Annotated in this window: 17 protein-coding genes; 1 reads left to right on the forward strand and 16 read right to left on the reverse strand. The window is 50.3% G+C overall.

Going from position 1 to position 19017, the window contains the following annotated elements; all coding sequences use genetic code 11:
- Positions 1 to 5: 5 nt before the first annotated feature.
- The 5 genes from ABCW45_RS01855 to ABCW45_RS01875 form a co-directional block, all read right to left on the reverse strand.
- Entirely contained in the window at positions 6 to 698 is a 693-nt protein-coding gene (locus ABCW45_RS01855; protein WP_117469574.1) for a response regulator transcription factor, read from the reverse strand.
- A 102-nt stretch (positions 699 to 800) separates the two neighbouring features.
- On the reverse strand, positions 801 to 2102 hold the full coding sequence (locus tag ABCW45_RS01860) for a CitMHS family transporter (protein ID WP_117469573.1): 1302 nt from the start codon (positions 2100 to 2102) through the stop codon (positions 801 to 803).
- 96 nt (positions 2103 to 2198) lie between these two features.
- Complete coding sequence (locus ABCW45_RS01865; protein WP_343220143.1) at positions 2199 to 3383, reverse strand: M20 family metallopeptidase; 1185 nt, start codon at positions 3381 to 3383, stop codon at positions 2199 to 2201.
- The gene (locus ABCW45_RS01870) at positions 3380 to 5128 is read right to left on the reverse strand and encodes a M28 family peptidase (protein WP_343220144.1); all 1749 of its coding nucleotides are present in this window, start codon (positions 5126 to 5128) and stop codon (positions 3380 to 3382) included. The genes ABCW45_RS01865 and ABCW45_RS01870 overlap by 4 nt, the downstream gene beginning before the upstream one ends.
- Positions 5129 to 5146: 18 nt before the next feature.
- The gene (locus ABCW45_RS01875) at positions 5147 to 6541 is read right to left on the reverse strand and encodes a YfcC family protein (RefSeq protein ID WP_343220145.1); all 1395 of its coding nucleotides are present in this window, start codon (positions 6539 to 6541) and stop codon (positions 5147 to 5149) included.
- Between the two features lie 177 nt (positions 6542 to 6718).
- Between ABCW45_RS01875 and ABCW45_RS01880 the strand changes: the two genes are divergently transcribed.
- The gene (locus tag ABCW45_RS01880; RefSeq protein WP_343220146.1) at positions 6719 to 7606 is read left to right on the forward strand and encodes a LysR family transcriptional regulator; all 888 of its coding nucleotides are present in this window, start codon (positions 6719 to 6721) and stop codon (positions 7604 to 7606) included.
- A gap of 315 nt (positions 7607 to 7921) precedes the next feature.
- Here ABCW45_RS01880 and ABCW45_RS01885 read toward each other — a convergent pair whose 3' ends face one another.
- The 11 genes from ABCW45_RS01885 to ABCW45_RS01935 form a co-directional block, all read right to left on the reverse strand.
- The gene (locus ABCW45_RS01885; RefSeq protein WP_343220147.1) at positions 7922 to 8671 is read right to left on the reverse strand and encodes a YoaK family protein; all 750 of its coding nucleotides are present in this window, start codon (positions 8669 to 8671) and stop codon (positions 7922 to 7924) included.
- 234 nt (positions 8672 to 8905) lie between these two features.
- Complete coding sequence (pepT, locus tag ABCW45_RS01890; protein ID WP_015554457.1) at positions 8906 to 10147, reverse strand: peptidase T; 1242 nt, start codon at positions 10145 to 10147, stop codon at positions 8906 to 8908.
- Between the two features lie 164 nt (positions 10148 to 10311).
- Positions 10312 to 11187: a protease modulator HflC gene (gene hflC / locus ABCW45_RS01895; protein WP_015554456.1), complete on the reverse strand. Its 876-nt coding sequence runs from the start codon at positions 11185 to 11187 to the stop codon at positions 10312 to 10314.
- A complete protein-coding gene (gene hflK, locus ABCW45_RS01900) occupies positions 11188 to 12351 on the reverse strand; it encodes an FtsH protease activity modulator HflK (RefSeq protein ID WP_120040008.1) in 1164 nt (387 codons plus the stop codon). It lies immediately after the preceding gene.
- Complete coding sequence (locus tag ABCW45_RS01905; protein ID WP_015554454.1) at positions 12348 to 12905, reverse strand: Holliday junction resolvase RecU; 558 nt, start codon at positions 12903 to 12905, stop codon at positions 12348 to 12350. The genes hflK and ABCW45_RS01905 overlap by 4 nt, the downstream gene beginning before the upstream one ends.
- A gap of 100 nt (positions 12906 to 13005) precedes the next feature.
- Positions 13006 to 14004: an RluA family pseudouridine synthase gene (locus tag ABCW45_RS01910; RefSeq protein WP_343220148.1), complete on the reverse strand. Its 999-nt coding sequence runs from the start codon at positions 14002 to 14004 to the stop codon at positions 13006 to 13008.
- A gap of 11 nt (positions 14005 to 14015) precedes the next feature.
- Positions 14016 to 14588: an O-linked GlcNAc transferase-like protein gene (locus ABCW45_RS01915; protein WP_242990510.1), complete on the reverse strand. Its 573-nt coding sequence runs from the start codon at positions 14586 to 14588 to the stop codon at positions 14016 to 14018.
- Between the two features lie 61 nt (positions 14589 to 14649).
- Positions 14650 to 15414: an SDR family NAD(P)-dependent oxidoreductase gene (locus ABCW45_RS01920; RefSeq protein WP_343220149.1), complete on the reverse strand. Its 765-nt coding sequence runs from the start codon at positions 15412 to 15414 to the stop codon at positions 14650 to 14652.
- A 76-nt stretch (positions 15415 to 15490) separates the two neighbouring features.
- Positions 15491 to 17461 carry a YgiQ family radical SAM protein gene (locus ABCW45_RS01925; RefSeq protein ID WP_343220150.1) on the reverse strand — a complete coding sequence of 657 codons (1971 nt, stop codon included), beginning with the start codon at positions 17459 to 17461 and terminating at the stop codon, positions 15491 to 15493.
- Between the two features lie 58 nt (positions 17462 to 17519).
- A complete protein-coding gene (locus ABCW45_RS01930; protein ID WP_117469564.1) occupies positions 17520 to 18176 on the reverse strand; it encodes an HAD family hydrolase in 657 nt (218 codons plus the stop codon).
- Positions 18173 to 18970: a pseudouridine synthase gene (locus tag ABCW45_RS01935; RefSeq protein WP_117471782.1), complete on the reverse strand. Its 798-nt coding sequence runs from the start codon at positions 18968 to 18970 to the stop codon at positions 18173 to 18175. The genes ABCW45_RS01930 and ABCW45_RS01935 overlap by 4 nt, the downstream gene beginning before the upstream one ends.
- Positions 18971 to 19017 lie beyond the last annotated feature (47 nt).

Raw genomic sequence — 19017 nt, forward strand, 5'->3', positions numbered from 1 at the left:
TATTCCTACACATTCAGCATATATCCGATTCCACGTACCGTCTTCAGATACCGGGGCTGCTTCGGGTCATCCTCGATCTTGTTCCGGATCCGTTTCACATAGACGGTGATGGTATTGTCATCCACCACCGCCTCATTCCATACCTGGGTATAAAGCTGTTCCTTCGTAAACACCTGTCCCGGATGCTCCATCAAGAATCGGAACAGGGTCATCTCTCTGGCAGTAAAATTTAACGGCTCACCGTTTTTCAGGCACTCCATCTTTAAGGTATCTACCGTAAACGGACCCTTACGGATCCCGGTGTCTCCGGATGCTCCCTGGCTGTAGATCTGACTTCTGCGGATCAGCGCCTTTGCTGTCTGGATCAGGATCGCAGTATGAAACGGCTTTGTCAGATAACTGTCCGCGCCAAAGCCGAGCCCCAGCACCTGATCCATCTCATCGGATTTTCCCGACAGCATCATGACCGGCGTGTGGTCTCCAGCGGCGCGCATTGCCTGCAGCACATCATAACCACCCACATGTTCCATCATTACGTCCAGGATCACCAGATGGAACTGTTGTTTCTTTAAAAGCTCCAGAGCCTCACTTCCATCGGCTGCCTCCGTCACCTGCATTCCTTCACGGGTCAGGGCGGTCCGCACAGCCAGCCGGATCGCGCGCTCATCGTCCACCAGTAGGATTTTTTCTGTATTCATAAACTTTCTCCTGCGTCATTTTTCTTTCATTATAGCAAAAAATCCTGTTCTGCGGTACAAGATCCGTACTGCAGAACAGGATTTTCATTCGTTATGTATCATTTAGATGGCAACAACGCCAAGAATCACACCGAATACCAGCATGATAAGGCTGATAATGTAGTACGGCGGAATGCTGAATTTCATATGATCTTTCAGCTCTGTTCCGGTCAGACCGATCGCAAGGTATGTTGCCGGTACTAACGGGCTTACCATTAACGCAAGGTTCTTACCGATCAGCATGGTCAGGGCAGTATTCAGGGAAGCCACGCCATAGGTTTCGCCTACCTGCATAACTAATGGCATGATGCCATAGAAGTATGCGTCTGTTCCAACACAGAGACCAAGCGGAAGCGCAAGAATACCAAAGATGATGTGAACGTACTTTCCAAGAGCTGCCGGAATGATCGCCATGATCGCATTTGCCATTGCTTCCAGCATACCGGTTCCGTCGAAGACACCTACCATAGCACCTGCGGCAAACAGTGTTGCGGAAATGATCAGGGCTGCCGGAGCATGCTTCTTGATCAGCTTGTCCTGAAGCTTCTGGTTCGGGTAGTTGACAGCCAGAAGGATGCAAAGACCAAGCATGAAGATTACATAGGATTTACCGATACCTGTGGATAACAGGGCAATCACACCTACTGTAAGTAAGAAGTTGAAGATCAGGTAAGCGTTGGATTTTCTTAAATCAGCTGCCTCTTTCTTCTCTTTCTCATCGGACTCCACCTCTACGCCCTTTCCGGCGCCGGCACCATGCTTGATGGCTAACATGCCGAGGAGTACAGCAAGAATGATGTTCATCATCAGGCCAACAACCTGAAGCGGGATCAGCATGTGCCATAACTCAGTGGCATCCATAGCGAGTACCGTAGCCGCTCTCGCTGTCGGACCGCCCCACGGAAGCAGGTTCATAACGCCCATGCAGGCACCTGTCAGGCAGAGAAGGATACGGGAGTCAATGTTCATCTTCTTATATACCGGGTACATCGCCGGGATCGTAATGAGAACGGTAACAGCCGTAGTACCGTCCAGATGAGCGATCGTTGCGATCAGCGCTGTAACTACAGTGACCGCAATTACATTGTTTCCGGCCTTTTTTACCAGCCAGCCTACGATAACATCAAAGAGTCCGGTGTCTGCCAGAACACCAAAATAAATTACTGAAAAGATAAATAAGATACCATTGCTTGTGGTGGTTTTGATTCCATCCGCAATGAAGTCCATGACCTCCACCGGGGAGAAGCCGAGGATCAAGGCTGCAATGACCGGAATCACCGCAAGTACCACGATCGGAGACATTTTGCCCTTTAAGAGCAGTGCTACGATCGCGATGATCATCAGAAAACCAATAGCTGCTGTCATAATCATCTTCCTTTCTGGATATTTGTTAGATTTCTTACAGTTTCATATTTTACAGACAGCAGTTTAATTGTTCATGACTGGAAAATGACAATTTTGTCATATTTTTGCGATTTCTTCCTGTTTCCGCTTCCGAAACTCCTCTTTGATCTGTTCCAAAAGCTCTGGTCTTTCAATCATGTCGATGCATGTTCCCGCAAGGATCTCTGAACCGGACCGGATCGCTTCATGAGCCCGCTCCGTCTTTCCCGCATCGAGATATTCCTGCGAATGCGCCGCGGTACCCTCTGGCACAAACGCTGTGCGGATGCAGCATCCGGGCACATCATACATAACATTTCCAAAGTCCGTGGAGCCCGTCTTTTCACGCGGTCCGGCGAGCTGTGGTGCCTCAAATTTTCTGGCGTTTTCCATGATCAGGTCATTCAGGGTCAGGCACGGGATCTTTGCCTGAAATGGGTAGCTTCTCTCTGTCTCACAGGTCGTTCCCGTCATCAGGCACGCACCCTTTATGATGTCCTGAAATCTCGGAACGATGACCTTCTCTAAGTAATCCGTACTATAAGAGCGAAGTGTATACTCTGCCTTTGCTGTCCCGGGAACGATGTTCGATGGACCGCCGGCATCAAGGACCGTATAATGCATTCTGGAATCCTCAAGGACATGCTCCCTCATAAACTCGATCCCCTGAAAGGAAAGAAGCGCGGCATCAAAGGCGCTCTTCCCTTTGTGCGGGCTCATGGCGGCATGGGCCTCTACCCCATGAAAGGTAACATAAAAGCACTCAAGTGCCATGCAGCGGACATCGACACAGGTATTGGGAGCTGCATGCATCATGAGCGCAAGATCGATATCCTGAAAGCATCCTTTCTCCTTCATAATGATCTTTCCGCCGACCGTCTCCTCCGCCGGTGTCCCATAGATCACGATCTTATAGGGCTGATCCTTACAGAGATCCCGAAGTGCCAGAGCAGCTCCGATCACAGACGGTCCCTGCATGTGATGTCCGCAGGCATGACCGATCCCTTTCAGCGCATCGTACTCTGCCAGAAATCCAAAGGAAGGACCTCCGTTTCCCTGTTCATAGACGGCACGGAATGCAGTCGGGAGATCTGCGATCCCGCGCTCGATCTGAAATCCCTTTTTTTCCAGATAATCTGTAAGGATCCCACTGGAGCGGACTTCCTCAAGCCCCGGCTCCGCCAGATCATAGATCTGATCCGCCAGCCCCGCAAGCTCCTGCATGTATGGCGCAACGGCCTGCTTTATTATTTCTTTCTTCATATCTCTATTCTCCTGTCACAATTTCGTGAAGATCCAAAGCGATCCGATCCATTCCTGAATTCCAGATCGATCTCTTTCAGCAGTTTTCTAAGCTCCGTCACCATCCGGTTTCTCTGTCTCACGAATGTTGTCTGATAGAACAGGCTCCAATCCGCGGGACTGTTTTCAGGGAGTGCCTTCGCGGAAGCTTTAAGAAGCTGCAGCGGACCATATGCAAAAGAAGTATCCTGTTCATACGCGGAGCCTGTGGAGTGCATAAGACGGCTGAGAACTCCTCCGACGAGACGGCAAAGGCGGTTATGTTCTTCGATCTTCTCCGTTCCCCATATATGTTCAAGCGTTTCACAACGATCCAGAACCTCTTTTAGAAGTGTTTCGATCTCATCCGCCGCCTGTTCATGCTCCTCTGAATTTTTTAACGTCTCAAAGTATGGGAGCCAGGTTTTTGCATAGCCGCGATAATCGGCAGGAAGCTTCTCCTTCGAGAGGAGTTCATACAGCAGAACGCCCACGACTCTCCCATCCCGCAAAAGCCCGTCAAGATCGATCTTGTCAAAGGTATCGTCGATCGTATGCCACCAGTACACGCCGGGACCCGGAGCATCCGATTGCTTTCGTTCTTTTTTCGCCTCATAACGGGGATTGATGTGATATGGGATCTCTGCGCCCCAGAGCGACTGGTCCGCTCCCCGCCCGATACGCCCAAACATCATTTCCGCCGCCGGATCTACCTTCCGCACCTGCTCTTTTAGCCATTCCTCGCCCTCAAGCCCCGCTGTCCGGATCGCAAGCGTATGGTCTGCTCCTTTTGATCCCAGAAGATCAAGGTTCAGGTGAGCGATGCAGTGCTCCTCAAGCTCATCCCAGTGGTGATCACAATACCAGGTGGATCCCATATAGCGCCCGTTGGAATGTCCCGGCCACCAGGCGATCCGCAGGGAATAGAAAAGCTCATCCTGATGTTCTTTCATATAACGCGCAAGCTCCAGAGCCAGTACATTTGCCGTGCAGTTGTCAAAAGCGCCACGGTACCAGGTATCATAGTGACCGGAGAGCAGGACAAAATCCCTGCTCTTTCCCGGGATCTCGGCGATCGGCAGCGCGACGTTTTTTACATCTGTGTCCACTTCGCTGGAAAGCTGCGCAAAAAGCTGTTTTCCTTCTGCCTCATATGTTTTCAGCTTCCGGATCAGTTTCTCCCCGCAAGGCTTTGAGACGGCAACCACCGGCATCCGTAACCGGAACAGAGATGAGTCCATATCCGGAGTTCCCCAGACAGGACTTACCGTGTCCTCATGGATCGCGTCCTCGTCTGAGGTCCAGATCTGGATCCACCCGGCCGCACCATGCTGCTCCAGCAATTTTGCGTAACGCTCATCAAATCCGTACCCGAGGACAAGCTTTCCGGCAACCGTTTCCATAAACCGTTTCTGTTCTGAAAGGGAGACTTCCGTTTTTGTTCCGGGATCGTAGATCAGTGGGACCTCGATCATTTCTTTTGTACTCTCCGAGAAAGACCTTGGACGACATGGAAACTCCTCACCATCCGCGATAAGGACACTGCTCACCGGATTGCTCAGATAAGCCGGAAAATCCTCCTCATGGCAGGAGATCCCGGATTTTTCCAGTACATCAAGAATATACTCGACCGCGCGATACGCCTCGGGTTCACCGGAGAGCTTGTCGAACGAACAAAGGTACTCCAGATGTTCTCTTAAACGCTCCTTCACTTCAAAATCCTGCATCTTCTCTTTTCCTCCGCTTTAATAGCCGATCATGAGTGCCCCCAGCATGAACAGACATCCGAAGAATGTCCAGATCAGGAATAACGGCATCATGAATTTTAACCATTTTACATATGGGATCTTCGAAACGACAAGATAACCCATCAGCGCAGAGGATGTCGGAAGAACAGAGTTTGAAAATCCGTCTCCGAGCTGGAACGCAAGGACGGCTGTCTGTCTCGTGATACCGATCAGATCCGCAACCGGTACCATAAGCGGCATGGTAACCGCGGCCTGTCCGGTACCGGAGGTGATCACACAGTTGACAAGTGACTGTGCAAGGAACATTCCGATGGCTTTTAAGGACTGCGGAAGAATGTTTACGATACTTGCGATCGCATGGACGATGGTGTCAAGGATCATCGCGTCAGATAATGCAAGCTCAACACCGCGGGCAATACCGACGATCAGAGCTCCCACAACGATTCCCTTCGCTCCGTTTCCGAACGTAGCGGCGATCTTGTTTGGGCTATAGCGGTTCACGATACCGCAGAGCACACCCATCGCGATAAAGATCGCAGACATCTCCTCAAAATACCATCCGAGCTTACTGAGTCCATAGATCAGGACCGCAAAGCCGGCTACGATCACTACCAGAGTCAGACCATGGGTCAGGTTCAGCGCTTCTTCTGTATCATCGAAAGTAAATTCCTGATCCTCAGGCTCTCCGTAGATGATACTCTTTGTCGGGTCCGCTTTCACGCGCTTTGCGTACCAGGTAATGTAGACCGTATTGATCACCAGAAGAACTCCGAGAATAAAAATACGGTATCCCATACCGGAAAACATCGGGATCTCTGCAATATCCTGAGCAACACCGACATTGAAGGGATTCAGGATTCCGGCTGTAAATCCGGATGCGGCGCCCATAGCGATCATTGCGGTACCTGTCACCTTATCAAGTCCCAGAGATGCCGCAAGGGCAATTCCGATCGGTACAAAGATCATGACTTCAGCAGACATTCCCATCGTCGTTCCAAAAACAGAAAACAACAGCAGAAATGCAGGGATCACAAAATACTCGCGGCCACGGAAGGCTTTCGCCATCTTCTTACAGAGAACTGTGAGGATCCCTGTGGATGTGATGATCTCAAAAGAGCCGCCGATAATAAGGATAAACGTAACTGTGCTTGCCGCCTTTACGATCGCCCTGTAGATCAGTGCCGGAACGGTTAAAAAGCTTACCGGATGAGATTCGACATAATGGAAGCTCCCCGCTTCCACGAGGGTTCTGTTTGTCGCCTCATCCGTATACCGGGTATACTCTCCAGCAGGCACAACATAAGTGGCTGCGACTGCCAGAAGGATCAGCGCTGCAAGGATCACAAATGTGTGCGGCGCCTGAAAAGGTTTTTTTTCTTTTAATGGTTTCATACTTCCAATCCTTCCTTGATTTGTTTTCTTTCTTAGACTATAATCAAGATATATAATTAAAGCAAGTTTAATATTTTTATTGTTTTATTTAATATTGTTTATTTTTATGCGAAATTGCAAATATTTATTCAGGGAAAGGACCAGCGAAACGCCATGGATATGCGGGAACAGCTCTATATGCTCGAAATTGAAAAACACAGGGGAATTAAGGATGCGGCCCAGGCCCTGCACATCTCTCCGCCTGCACTCAGCATATTTTTAGGAAATCTTGAAGAACGCACCGGGACAAAATTTTTCGACCGGATCGGGAAACAGTTTGTCCCAACCGAGGCCGGAAAGATCTATTTAGAACATGCAAAAGAAATGATAAAAATAGAAGCCCATTATGAAAATGAGCTTCAAAAATACATGGGTGGCTCTTCGGGAACGATCCGTTTCGGAATCCATCCCAGAAGAACACTTTATCTTCTTGCGAAAGCACTGCCTGTCTTTTCCTCCCGCTACCCGGATGTGAAGCTGATCCCATATGAGGAATCCACTGAGCAGATGATCCGGCATCTGCTTGCCGGAGAGCTTGATTTTGCCATCGTCAATGAATCCTCCAGCCATCCGTTGCTGGAATACTGTCCTCTCTATGAGGACTATATGGTCGCTGTTGTCTCCGCCGATCACCCACTGTGCGCGGGCGCGGCAAAGAAAAGCCGGAAAGATCCATGTCCAAGGATCGATCTCAAACAATTTAACGGGGAACGTTTTATCCTGCAAAAGCCGGAGCAGTCCTCCAGACACTACACAGACCTTGCCATTGCTTATGATCACGCCGAACCGGGACAGGTCTTTCTCCTTGAAAATCTTGAATCTGCCTGTCAGCTCGCCGCGGAGGGCTATGGGATCGCATTCAACTTCTACCAGTACATGAAAAATTTCCACTATCCCAAGCCTGTCCGCTGCTTCCGGATCGGAAATCCAGCTGATACTACCAGCTACTCCATCGTTACATTGAAAGGGAAACAGACCCTTCCAGCGATGGAGGAGCTGATCCGGCTGCTGCGGGAGTCCGCGTGAGGGCTATTGATTGTTCATAAGCATAAAAGAGTGGATAGTGCCCCGTTCTACTACGGCAGGCAAAATGCCCAACACATAGCGGCTGCATCTATCCACTCATATTATAAGTATACGCAAAATAGCGGAGAATTGCAATGGGGGTATGGATTTTTTGATTCACGTGAAAATTTCAAAAGTAAATTCCGTTTACTATCATTCGCACATTCGTGTCTTTTTGTGTACCAGGGAATTTTTCGGCATTTCCCGATATACAAAACAGGCAGCCGACCCATCCTTGAATCAACTGCCTATTCCCATTCATCAAATATACAATTTTTAAATTTTCTTCTTCTCTTCCTTCTCCAAAATCTTCGCCTCTTCCAGCATCTCTTCTGCCTCTTCCTCTGTCTCCTCCGGAGTCTCATCTTCTATCGGAAGTTCACCGATGCTGATAAAGATCCGAGCGACAGCAAGGGGAATAAAGCCTACGCAGGCACCGAGTGCGTTGCCGAAGGCAGCTACACCGGTGACACCGAGGAGGGCGCCGAGAAAGAACATAAGTACCGTGTTGCTGTAGAGCACGGCTTTTCTCTTAAATTCTTTATCTTTTGTCAACGCATACTGCGTCCAGCCGAGGACGGATTGTTTGAAGTTGTTTGTGATGAAGACCGTCGCGCTGTTGAAACCATCTGCGCCGGAATATACACCCCACTGGAATGCCGAGCAAAAAAAGATCGGGTAAACACCCGCAATCGGCGAGAACCAATCCGGCAGCAGGGCCGTAAGTCCGAGACCGGCCGCATCCACCCAGATCGCCAGCTTCCGCATATGTAAGTTTGTATAGTTTGTCAGCATATAGGAAGCGATCACACCGCAGGCGAAAATCACCATCGCCAGCAGACGAAGTCCCAATTCCTCCCATTCCATAAATCGGACGTTCGAAGCCATCTCCATCAGGTTTCCCGTCTGTGCGGAGCCGAAGACTCCGGCATGGGAAAGGATTGCATAACCGCCGAGGAAACCGCCCACAAAGGAAATATTCCAATGCAGGATCGCGTCCAGACGTCTTTGAATCGTTTTTATCATAATCTGTACCGCCTTTCTGCGCATGATTATATCGTGACTTCGTCACTCACTAATTTCGCCGTTCGCCATAACCGTGCAGGCACGCTTCTGACTCACTATCGCTCATTATATCATGAATGCTCTGCCCCTTCAATATAAAGCCATGTTCTAAATTGCGTTCATACATCCAAAAAAGCGGGAAGCGATATCCAGCGCCTCCCGCATTTTCTAAACAGCCATATCCTGATCCAGATTTTATGCCTGCTTCTCAACCTTCGTAAACTTTTCCGCGATCTTAAGAAGCAGCTCCACTGTCTTCTCCATGGACTGAATGCAGATGAACTCATACTTTCCATGATAGTTATGTCCGCCGGTACAGAGGTTCGGACATGGAAGTCCCATGTAGGAAAGCCTTGATCCATCCGTGCCTCCGCGGACCGGATTGATCGCCGGAGTCTCGATGCCAAGCTCCTTAAATGCCTCAGCAGCCACATCCATCAGGTACATATGCGGACGGATCTTCTCAGCCATATTGTAGTAGGTATCTGCGATCTCCACCTCGACGGTTCCCTCACCGTACTTCGCGTTCAGGAACTCGCCGATCTTCTTTCCGAGCGCTTTTCTCTCCTCAAACCGCGTCATATCATGGTCACGGACGATATAGTGGAGAGTTGTATTCTCCACATTTCCGCCGATGTGGTTTAAATGGAAAAATCCCTCATACTTCTCAGTATACTGCGGCTTTTCGTTCTCCGGCAGCATCGACTGGAATTCCAGACCGATCAGGATTGAGTTTTTCATCTTGTTCTTTGCGCTGCCCGGATGAATGTTGCTTCCATGGATCGTGACTTTCATAGATGCCGCGTTGAAAGTCTCATACTCCATCTCGCCCCATGCGCCGCCGTCAACAGTGTAAGCCACATCTGCGCCCCAGCCGGGAACATCAAAGAAGTCAACGCCGTGTCCGACTTCCTCGTCCGGTGTGAAAGCGATCTTGATGGTTCCGTGCGGGATCTCCGGGTGTGTCAGAAGTGTCTCCGCCATGGTCATGATCTCGGCAATTCCCGCCTTGTCATCTGCACCTAACAGTGTCGTTCCATCGGTGGTGATCAGATCCTGCCCCACATAGTTTTTTAAGAATGGGAACATCTTTGTTGTCATCTTCACTCCGAGCGCCTTATTTAAAATGATATCCTTTCCGTCGTAGTGCTTGACGAGCTGCGGACGGACATTCTCATCCGGACAATCCGGTGAAGTGTCCATATGCGCAAGGAAGCCGACGGTCTGGCAGTTATAATCCCCGTTTGCCGGAATCGTTCCGTACACGTAACCGTGCTCACTCATGGAGACATCCTTCACCCCGATATTCTTTAACTGTTCGGACAGAAGCTTCGCCAGAGCGAACTGTTTTTCCGTACTCGGAACTGTCCCCGCATCCTCTGCGGACTGCGTATCGAATGCTACATACTTGAGGAAATAATCAACTACTTTTGACATAACCCTTCTCCTTTACCGTATCATTATTTATCAGACATCCACGGTCTTTTTGCTGACCGCGGTTATGTCCCGCAGCGGGCTGCTTCGTTCGGATCTTTCCGAATTTCACGGCATCACTGCTTCACAGGAATTTTCCGCTGCTGCGGTTTTATCCTGTCTGTTCCTTAATAGTTCCCCCGGAGGATCTTCGCAAGCTCTGAATTTTCATCCAGAATGATCGTCTTATTATCTCCCTTGAGACTCGCCTTTAACGCGTCCAGACTGCGGATATAATTATAGTAATCGGCCTTTCCCTCGTCATTGTACGCGCCGGAAAGGATCCTCATATACTCTGCCTCGCCTTCCGCCCGGATCTTCTCCGCCTGGGCCTGCGCCTCGGAGATGATGATGGAGACCTCTTTATCCGTACTGTTCTTGATGACATTGGACTGGTACTCACCGTCTGCGATATATCCGGCAGCGATATTCTGCCGTTCGGAGATCATACGCTGGTAAACAGCCTCCTTGTTGGAATCCGGGAGGTCTAAAAGCTTCGTCTCCACCTTTTTTACCTTGATTCCGTAGCTGTCCAGAGAAGAACCGATCTTTTCTGTGATCATCTCTGCCAGCTTTCCGTCACGGCCGGAGATCACATCTGCCTGATCCGTGGAGGAAATGACATTTTTTACAGCATTATATACAACGACGGAAATTCGGCTTTCCGCATTTGCTTTGTTCGCTCCGAGTCTGGAAAGGTATGCCAGCGGATCTGTAACACTCCACAATGCAAAGGAATCCGTTACCATCACCTTTTTATCCCTTGTATTAACCTCACTCGGAATAAGGTCATAGATCATCTCATAATTAGGAATCGACTGTGTCGTCTGAAGAAACGGGATCTTAAAGCTGAGACCCGGCGTCTCGACCACCCGGACCACTTTTCCGAACTGGAGAATGAGCTTATACTCGTCATTGTATGTGCTCACCATACTTCCCTGAAGCAGAACGACGATCAGAAGAAGAACAACGATTCCTATGATTCTTTTTCCTGTCTTTTTCATTTAGTTCCCTCCTCCCGTCTGTGCTGCGCTGCCGGAAACTGCCTCTGAAAATGGTTCTAACGGCAGCAGCGTCTGTGTGCCGTTTCCGCCGGTGATGATGACCTTGAGATCCGGAAGAACTTCCTCCATAGTCTCATAGAACATACGCTTTTTTGTGATCAGCGGGTACTTCACATACTCCGCGTATGTGTCCTCAAAACGCGCCACCTGTCCGTTTGCCTCGTTGATCCGCTGTTCCTTGTATGCCTCGGCATCCTGCAAAAGCTTATCGGCCTTTGCCTTCGCCTCCGGAATGTTCTCAGACTGATATTTCTTTGCGGAGTTGATCGCCGTCTCCATGCCCTGTTTCGCATCCTCAACCGCCTTGAACGCATTCGCCACATCATCTCTCGGCATTTCCGTATCCTGAATCGACACGTTGTAGATTCCATATCCGATATTTTCCTCGACAAGACGGTTTGTGAGCTGCTCTTTGATCCGCTCCTGAATCTGAGTCTTTCCGGTAGTGATCACATCATCAACATTATAAACGCCGACGGTATCGCGGATATAGCTCTGAGCCAGGTTCTTGATGATAGACTCGTACACACTTCTGTGGCGCACCGCCTGAACCGGATCTGTGACCATGTATTCCACATAGAAATCCACGTTTGTCAGATTGAAATCCTTTGTGATCATCAGGCTCTCGTTCTCGATAGATACCGGATTGTCTATGGAGGCGCCGTCCGCCCGGGCCGGGTCCGTCGTGTAGCCGATCTGCATACCCGTGATGGCTTTGGAAACCTTAGTCACGCGCTGGATCACCGGAATTTTAAAGTGAAGACCTGATGCCTCCTCCACTGCCGGTTTTCCGAACGTGGTGACCACCGCCATCTCCTCCTCGGAAAGAGTATAGAAGCTGTCGAAGGAAAGCACTGCCGCCGCGAGGACGATCACAACCGCAGTCACCGCAAGACCTGTGTGCTTCGGGACCCGGATCCCCGGCCCCTTCTTCTTCTCCTTCTTCCCGGAACCTTCCTCCGGCTGTTCGTACACCACGCGCTCTGCCTTATTTTCTTTCCGCTTCTTTGCACCCGCAAAGAGTTCGTCCAGTGTCCCGTTCTTTTTTAACGCCCGGAACACGAACGCCGCGATCACAACGAGCCATATGACCATCTCAATCATTCGCTGTCTCCTCCTTTTTCTTCCTTCCGGTCAAGATCCTGCTGGATCCCTTCCAGGTAATGGACATACATGTCCCGGTGGCTCCGGATCCTGTACGCTTCCGGCACCACCTCATCATAGGTAAAGCTTTTTCTTCCGCCCTCTTCCATCCGTACCCAGAAACGGTTCACCACATCAAAAGGAACATAATAGATCTCGTTCTCCGCTGTGAAGGAGAGGATAATGAAAGCAATTCCGCCCTGGGCTTCAAATTCCTTCATGAATGCGATCTGGTGCGGGTGGATATTCTGGAGTGGGAACGTACTCACCGCGCATTCCTTCGCGTCAAAGCAGACCGGAATCCCCTGAACCGCACCGATATAGTCGACCGTACTTTTCATGTCGAAGTACGCCAGCGTGATATGACGGCTCTTTTTGTCGATCTCGATGGGCGTGATCGGGGTCGGGATCTTCTGGATCAGAGCCAGCTTCTTTTCCCGGTAGCTGTCATTGGTCCGGTTGAGCAGATCTTCCAGCGTGGAGCCACGAAGGCCCCTGGTTTTCCATGTTCCCATAGTTGTTCCTTATCATCAATGCAAATATTTTTGAGTGATTTACATAAGTTTTTTATGTCAACCAGCTGTTTGTCACATGTCTGTCCGGTGCTGCCAGATTTTATGGCGACCTGATCCCTGTCTCTTTCAGTACCGAACCGAAATATCCCGGCAGCGGCGCCTCAAACCCCCGCCCGGATAGATAGACAAACGGTTCCGCAAGTTTCGGAAACTCCAGACGGTAAGAATGTAAGAGCTGATACTTCACGGTCCGCCCTGATGGGTTGACTTTCGAAACTCCGCCGTACTTGAAATCCCCTACGATCGGATGCCCAAGAGACGCTAAATGGGCGCGGATCTGATGGGAACGTCCGGTCAGAAGTGTCACTCTGAGCAGCGTAAACCTTCCATCCGTTGCGATCGGCTCATATTTTGTCCGGATCCGTTTCGGCTCCTCGTCTCCGCCTTTTCCTCCAAAGCGCTTTGCCTCCGCCTCCGTGAGGATCCGCACCTGATTCTTCTTCTCATCCTTTAAAAGCCAGCCGTCCACCGTCTTCACATCCCGGATCTCGCCGGATACAAGACACTGATAATACTTATGGATCGAGCGGTCTTTAAACACGCCGGAAAGCATCTGAAGCCCCGCCAAAGATTTTCCTGCAGCCACGATACCGCTGGTATTCCGGTCCAGACGGTTGCAGACCGAAGGGCGGAACGCGCGGAGCCCGCTCTCCGTGAGCTTGCCGCTCCCCAAAAGATAATCGATCAGATACTCCACCAGAGATTCATCGGTCTCCTTAGCCTTCTGCGACAGCATACCCGCCGGTTTGTTGACCAGAATGATCTCGTCATCCTCATAGAGAATATCGAGATCTACTTTCTTTACCTCCTGCACCTGAACACTGGAAAATTTTTCGATGGTGTCCTCCGCAAGAAACAGCTTCACGACATCGCCTTCGGCGAGTTTTTCATTTCCCTCACACTTTTTCCCGTTCAGCGTGATGTTCTTCTTGCGCATCATCTTATAGAAAAAGCTCTTCGACGCCTCATTCATGTACTTCGCGAGAAATTTATCCAGTCGCTGTCCCGCCTCGTTCTTTTCAATCACGATCTCTCTCATCTTTTATTCCCCTACATGGACAGACTCTTTAATAACTTTAAAACATGTGGAGCGCTTCCGTCATCCTCTTCCTCTGTGACGGTCTTAAGCTCAGAAAGCCTCCGTAGGAACTTTTTCTCCTCGTTCATGACCTTCGCGTTTCCGTCCAGCTTCCAGCCCACCAGCATCTCGTTTAAGAATTTTTCCGCCTTCCTCCTGTCTACGTTTTTGTTCGGACAATAGAGGTAGACCCCTGTCGGATGGACCACCGCAGCGTCCACCGGCATGATCAGGTCATTCGATGTAATGATCAGATCGTATAAGATCGGAAATTTCTCCTCGTATGGAACACACGCGTCGTGAAATTTCTCCGGGACCTCCGGGATCCTCGCCGCAACCACCAGAGGGGATGCGAGGTTTGCCATCGGCAGCACCGTGAGGATCGCACTGATCGTGACAAGATTTTTATAGATCTGCGCCGTGATAAAGTTTCTTAAAATAAGCTGCGCAACGATCGCCAGAATAAACAACACCACAAAGAAAAGCTGACGTTTCTTATGGGCAGTACGGTAACGGTAAGTTCCTTTTTCCAGTCGTAATTTCAAGTTTTTTCCTCTTTTCTGCTATACTTTGTAAATTTTCAGTGCTCTGTTCCGCAGTCGGAGGTTACCAGTTGATAAACCCCATCAGGATCTCATGCGGAACGATCCGGCAGAGAACATAGAATGCTTTCATCCACGGGCCATATACCGAGATCCGTTTGCCCTTCATACTGTCCAGGAGAGCTTTTTTCACTACTCTTTTCGGATCTGCCATCGTGAGTTTCTTGATAGGTGCAAGCTTTCCCCCATTGAGAGCGATCCCGAAAAACTCCGTCTCAACAGGTCCCGGACAAACCGCTGTCACATAGATCTCCCTCTTTTTTAACTCGGCAGCCAGCGCCCGGCTGTAGCTCAGCACAAAGGACTTTGACGCGGCGTAGACCGCGAATCCCGGCTGCGGCATAAACGCCGCAGCGGAGGCAAACTGGATGATCCGGCTGTTCCCTGAGATATACGGAAGTACCATCTCCGTCACCGCCACCAGAGCCTCATCGTTTAACCGCACCATTCCGGTGGAGAAACTGCCCGGGATCGTTCCCGCAGCACCTGTCTTTCCGTACCCCGCGCCGTTTACGAGGATCTTCACATTCGGCTGTTCCTGTTTTAAAAGTCCGGAAAGCATGCAAAGGTCTTCCTCGTCTGAAAGATCGAACGGCAGGATCCGCAAGGACACAGGAACCTTTCCAACGAGCTCCTCCAAGCGGTCCTTTCGTCTGGCGATGACCCAGATCTCCTCCAGTGCCGCAAAGTGATCCGCAAGGAGATACACCATCTCCCTTCCCATTCCCGACGACGCGCCGGTCACGATCGCAATCTTTTTTCCACTCATGAAATCTGCCTTTCTAAAAATATGGTCGAGCTGTATCAATGCTCATCTTTTTACAGATCCGCGCAGGATAACGCCGTTATTTCTTTCGTCCTCCCTGCTTCGGCTTCGGTCTTCTCCCACCGGTCTGTCCGGCCATTCCCTTTGCTCTGCCGGATAAGACCTGGCGGCCTTTTCCTTCCGTTTTCCCGTTCCCGGGCTTTTTTCCGGTCCTCGTTCCGACTTTTTTTCTATCTGCGATGTCCTTCGTCATCTTCCTTGGCTTGATCAGGCATTTCTGGTCAAATCCGATGAGATCCTCTCTTCCGGCCTTGATCAGTGCCTCTTTTACAAGATCATAGTTGTCCGGATTCCGGTACTGGATCAGGGCACGCTGCATCGCCTTCTCATGCGGGTTCGTCGGCACATAGACCGGTTCCATCGTCCGCGGATCCAGCCCTGTATAGTACATACATGTAGAGATCGTCGACGGTGTCGGGTAAAAATCCTGTACCTGCTCCGGCATGTATCCAAGATCCCTTAAGTGTTCCGCAAGCTCCACCGCCTCTTTCAAGGTGGAACCCGGGTGGGAGGACATCAGGTATGGAACGAGATACTGCTTTAATCCCAGCTTCTCATTCATCTTTTTATATTCCTGAGCAAACTTCTCATAGACGGAATTCTCCGGCTTTCCGAGAAGTCTGAGCACCTGATCCGAGACATGCTCCGGGGCAACCTTCAGCTGTCCGCTGACATGGTACATGCAGAGTTCTCTTAAAAAATCCTTTTTCTTGTCCGCGAGAACATAGTCAAAACGGATGCCGGAACGGATAAATACCTTCTTCACCTTCGGCAGCGCCCGGAGTTTTCTTAAGAGGGCGATATAATCCGTATGGTCCGCGATCAGGTTTTCGCACGGCTTCGGGAAGAGGCACTGTTTTCCAGGACATGCTCCGTATTTCAGCTGTTTTTTGCAGGCCGGAAAGCGGAAGTTCGCCGTCGGGCCGCCCACATCGTGGATGTATCCCTTAAAATCAGGTTCCTTTGTCAGGTATTTCGCCTCATCGATGATCGATTCGTGGCTTCGTACCTGAATAATACGCCCCTGATGGAACGTCAGCGCACAGAAGCTGCAGCCGCCGAAGCAGCCACGGTTGCTGATCAGGCTGAATTTCACCTCCGAGAACGCCGGGATCCCGCCTGCCGCATCGTAGGACGGATGCCACCGCCTCATATAAGGAAGTGCGTAGACATCATCCATCTCCTGAACAGAAAGCGGTTTTGCCGGTGGGTTCTGGACAACATAAAGGTTGTCCCGGTACTGCTCCACAAGACGTTTTCCCGAAAAGGCATCCGTATTTTTATACTGGATATTGAAGCTTTCCGCATAACGTCTCTTATCTGTTTTGATCTCATCATAGGACGGCAGGGTAACCGCATCGTATACGGAATCCAGACTGTCTGTCTTATAGACAGTTCCGTCGATAAATGTAATATCCTTCACATCAAGACCGGAGTTCAGCGCGTCCGCGATCTCAACGATAGACTTTTCGCCCATTCCGTAAGAGATCAGGTCTGCCTGGGAATCCACGAGGATCGAGTGCTTCACCTTGTTCGACCAGTAATCATAGTGGGCCAGGCGCCGTAAGCTCGCCTCGATCCCGCCGATCACGATGGGGATATCCTTATAAACGGAACGGATCAGGTTGCAGTAAACCACCGCCGCGTAATCCGGCCGCTTTCCCATAACACCGCCCGGCGTGTAGGAATCCTTATCGCGGCGTCTTTTTGAGACGGAATAATGGTTTACCATGGAGTCCATATTTCCGGCGCTCACGAGGAAGCCGAGACGCGGTCTTCCGAGAACCTGGATGCTCTCTTTGTCCTTCCAGTCCGGCTGGGCGATGATCCCGACCTTGTATCCGTAGGATTCCAGCACACGGCTGATGATTGCGGAACCGAAGGACGGATGGTCCACATAGGCGTCTCCACAAACATAGACGAAATCACACTGGTCCCAGCCTCTTTTTTCCATATCTGCCCGACATACCGGGAGAAAATCATGTATCATATGTTATGTCCTTATTCATTTTATCGTTGAACCGGCAAATGAGCCAATCTTATAAAAACTACAGTAATTCTCTGTAATCAGAGATCACCGCATCCGCAAGCGCTCTCTTCTCATCCATCAGATCTGCCGAAAAATCATCCTCCATGGCGATCACCGGCATCCCCGCCGCTTTGCCTGCCATGATCCCCGCCGGGATATCCTCAAACACGAGGCAGTTCTCCGGTTGCACACCAAGACGTTTTGCGACTTCGAGGTAGATATCCGGCTCCGGCTTTCCGTGAGCCACCTCACAGGCTGTCACCACCGCATCAAAGTATTCTTTCACCTTCAAAGATGTCAGGACCGCATCTACGATCTCGCTTCCGTTGCTGGTCCCGATTCCTGTGCGGATCCCGTTCTCCTTGCAGTATTTCAAAAATTCCAGCACACCCGGCTTCAAGGGTACTTCATGACGGTACTTGTCGATCGACATCCGGGTCCAGACTGCCTTAATCTCGTCAAGGCTTAACGGGAGATCAAACCGCTCCTTAAAATATACCGCCGTCTCCGAAAAGCTCATTCCCTCGATCGCTCTCTGGATATCGTCCGGGCATTCATAGCCGTAAGCTCCCAAAAATTCGATATCGATCGCCTCCCACATCCACATGGAATCCACCAGAGTCCCATCCAGATCAAAAAGCACCGCCTTTTTATTTTCCAAAAAATTCTTTATCATAAGTTTTCCAACAACTCCCGTTCTTTATCCGTCAGTTTCCGGTATTCCCCGGTCTTTAAAGCATCATCGAGCTTCAGCGGCCCCATAGACAAGCGTTTTAAGTGAAGCACCGGACAGCCGGTCTCCTCCATCATGCGCTTAACCTGATGGAATTTCCCCTCGTGAAGCGTGAGCCGCACGAGACTCTCCGCCGCTGTCCCCGTCTTCCGGTCCTCCGCTCTTCTCTCTAAGATCTCCAGCTCCGCAGGCATACAGGAAAGTCCGTCCGCAAGCGTCATTCCTTCCCGGAACTTATCTACCGCCTCATCTGGGACAAAGCCCTCGCATCTCGCCTCATACACCTTATCCACGTGATGTCCCGGTGAGAGAAGACGGTGGGCCAGCGCCCCATCGTTTGTGATGAGAAGCAGACCTTCTGTATCGATATCAAGACGGCCCACCGGGAACAGGTCTTTTCGGCTTTTTTCATCGATAAGATCCACCACGGTCTTTCTGCGGCGGTCCTCCGTCGCGGAGATCACACCCTGGGGTTTATTTAAAAGGTAATATTCCAGTTCCACGTATTCTACCGGCGCATTGTCAAGACAGATCGTGTCTTCGCCTTTCTTTATCTTCGTCTCAGGCTTTTTTACGATCACACCGTTCACCGTGATCCGTCCTCTCCGGATCATCTCCTTGAGCTCCGTCCTCGTCCCTTTTCCCATATCAGCCAGATATTTATCCAACCGGATTGCTTTTTCCAAGTATTTCTCTCCTTCCGAATCCCGTGCTTTTCTGGTCCAGTCCGTATTCATTCTATTGGGAAATGCAGAATTCCCGGAAAATATGGACTTTTAAATAA

The sequence above is a fragment of the Pilosibacter fragilis genome (assembly GCF_032490495.1).
GTDB lineage: Bacteria > Bacillota > Clostridia > Lachnospirales > Lachnospiraceae > Pilosibacter > Pilosibacter fragilis.

Bases quoted from the DNA above. Each gene is read 5' to 3' on its own strand.
- ABCW45_RS01855 (WP_117469574.1), bottom strand. From the start codon at position 698: ATGAATACAGAAAAAATCCTACTGGTGGACGATGAGCGCGCGATCCGG.
- ABCW45_RS01860 (WP_117469573.1), bottom strand. From the start codon at position 2,102: ATGACAGCAGCTATTGGTTTTCTGATGATCATCGCGATCGTAGCACTG.
- ABCW45_RS01865 (WP_343220143.1), bottom strand. From the start codon at position 3,383: ATGAAGAAAGAAATAATAAAGCAGGCCGTTGCGCCATACATGCAGGAG.
- ABCW45_RS01870 (WP_343220144.1), bottom strand. From the start codon at position 5,128: ATGCAGGATTTTGAAGTGAAGGAGCGTTTAAGAGAACATCTGGAGTAC.
- ABCW45_RS01875 (WP_343220145.1), bottom strand. From the start codon at position 6,541: ATGAAACCATTAAAAGAAAAAAAACCTTTTCAGGCGCCGCACACATTT.
- ABCW45_RS01880 (WP_343220146.1), top strand. From the start codon at position 6,719: ATGCTCGAAATTGAAAAACACAGGGGAATTAAGGATGCGGCCCAGGCC.
- ABCW45_RS01885 (WP_343220147.1), bottom strand. From the start codon at position 8,671: ATGATAAAAACGATTCAAAGACGTCTGGACGCGATCCTGCATTGGAAT.
- pepT (WP_015554457.1), bottom strand. From the start codon at position 10,147: ATGTCAAAAGTAGTTGATTATTTCCTCAAGTATGTAGCATTCGATACG.
- hflC (WP_015554456.1), bottom strand. From the start codon at position 11,187: ATGAAAAAGACAGGAAAAAGAATCATAGGAATCGTTGTTCTTCTTCTG.
- hflK (WP_120040008.1), bottom strand. From the start codon at position 12,351: ATGATTGAGATGGTCATATGGCTCGTTGTGATCGCGGCGTTCGTGTTC.
- ABCW45_RS01905 (WP_015554454.1), bottom strand. From the start codon at position 12,905: ATGGGAACATGGAAAACCAGGGGCCTTCGTGGCTCCACGCTGGAAGAT.
- ABCW45_RS01910 (WP_343220148.1), bottom strand. From the start codon at position 14,004: ATGAGAGAGATCGTGATTGAAAAGAACGAGGCGGGACAGCGACTGGAT.
- ABCW45_RS01920 (WP_343220149.1), bottom strand. From the start codon at position 15,414: ATGAGTGGAAAAAAGATTGCGATCGTGACCGGCGCGTCGTCGGGAATG.
- ABCW45_RS01925 (WP_343220150.1), bottom strand. From the start codon at position 17,461: ATGATACATGATTTTCTCCCGGTATGTCGGGCAGATATGGAAAAAAGA.
- ABCW45_RS01930 (WP_117469564.1), bottom strand. From the start codon at position 18,176: ATGATAAAGAATTTTTTGGAAAATAAAAAGGCGGTGCTTTTTGATCTG.
- ABCW45_RS01935 (WP_117471782.1), bottom strand. From the start codon at position 18,970: ATGAATACGGACTGGACCAGAAAAGCACGGGATTCGGAAGGAGAGAAA.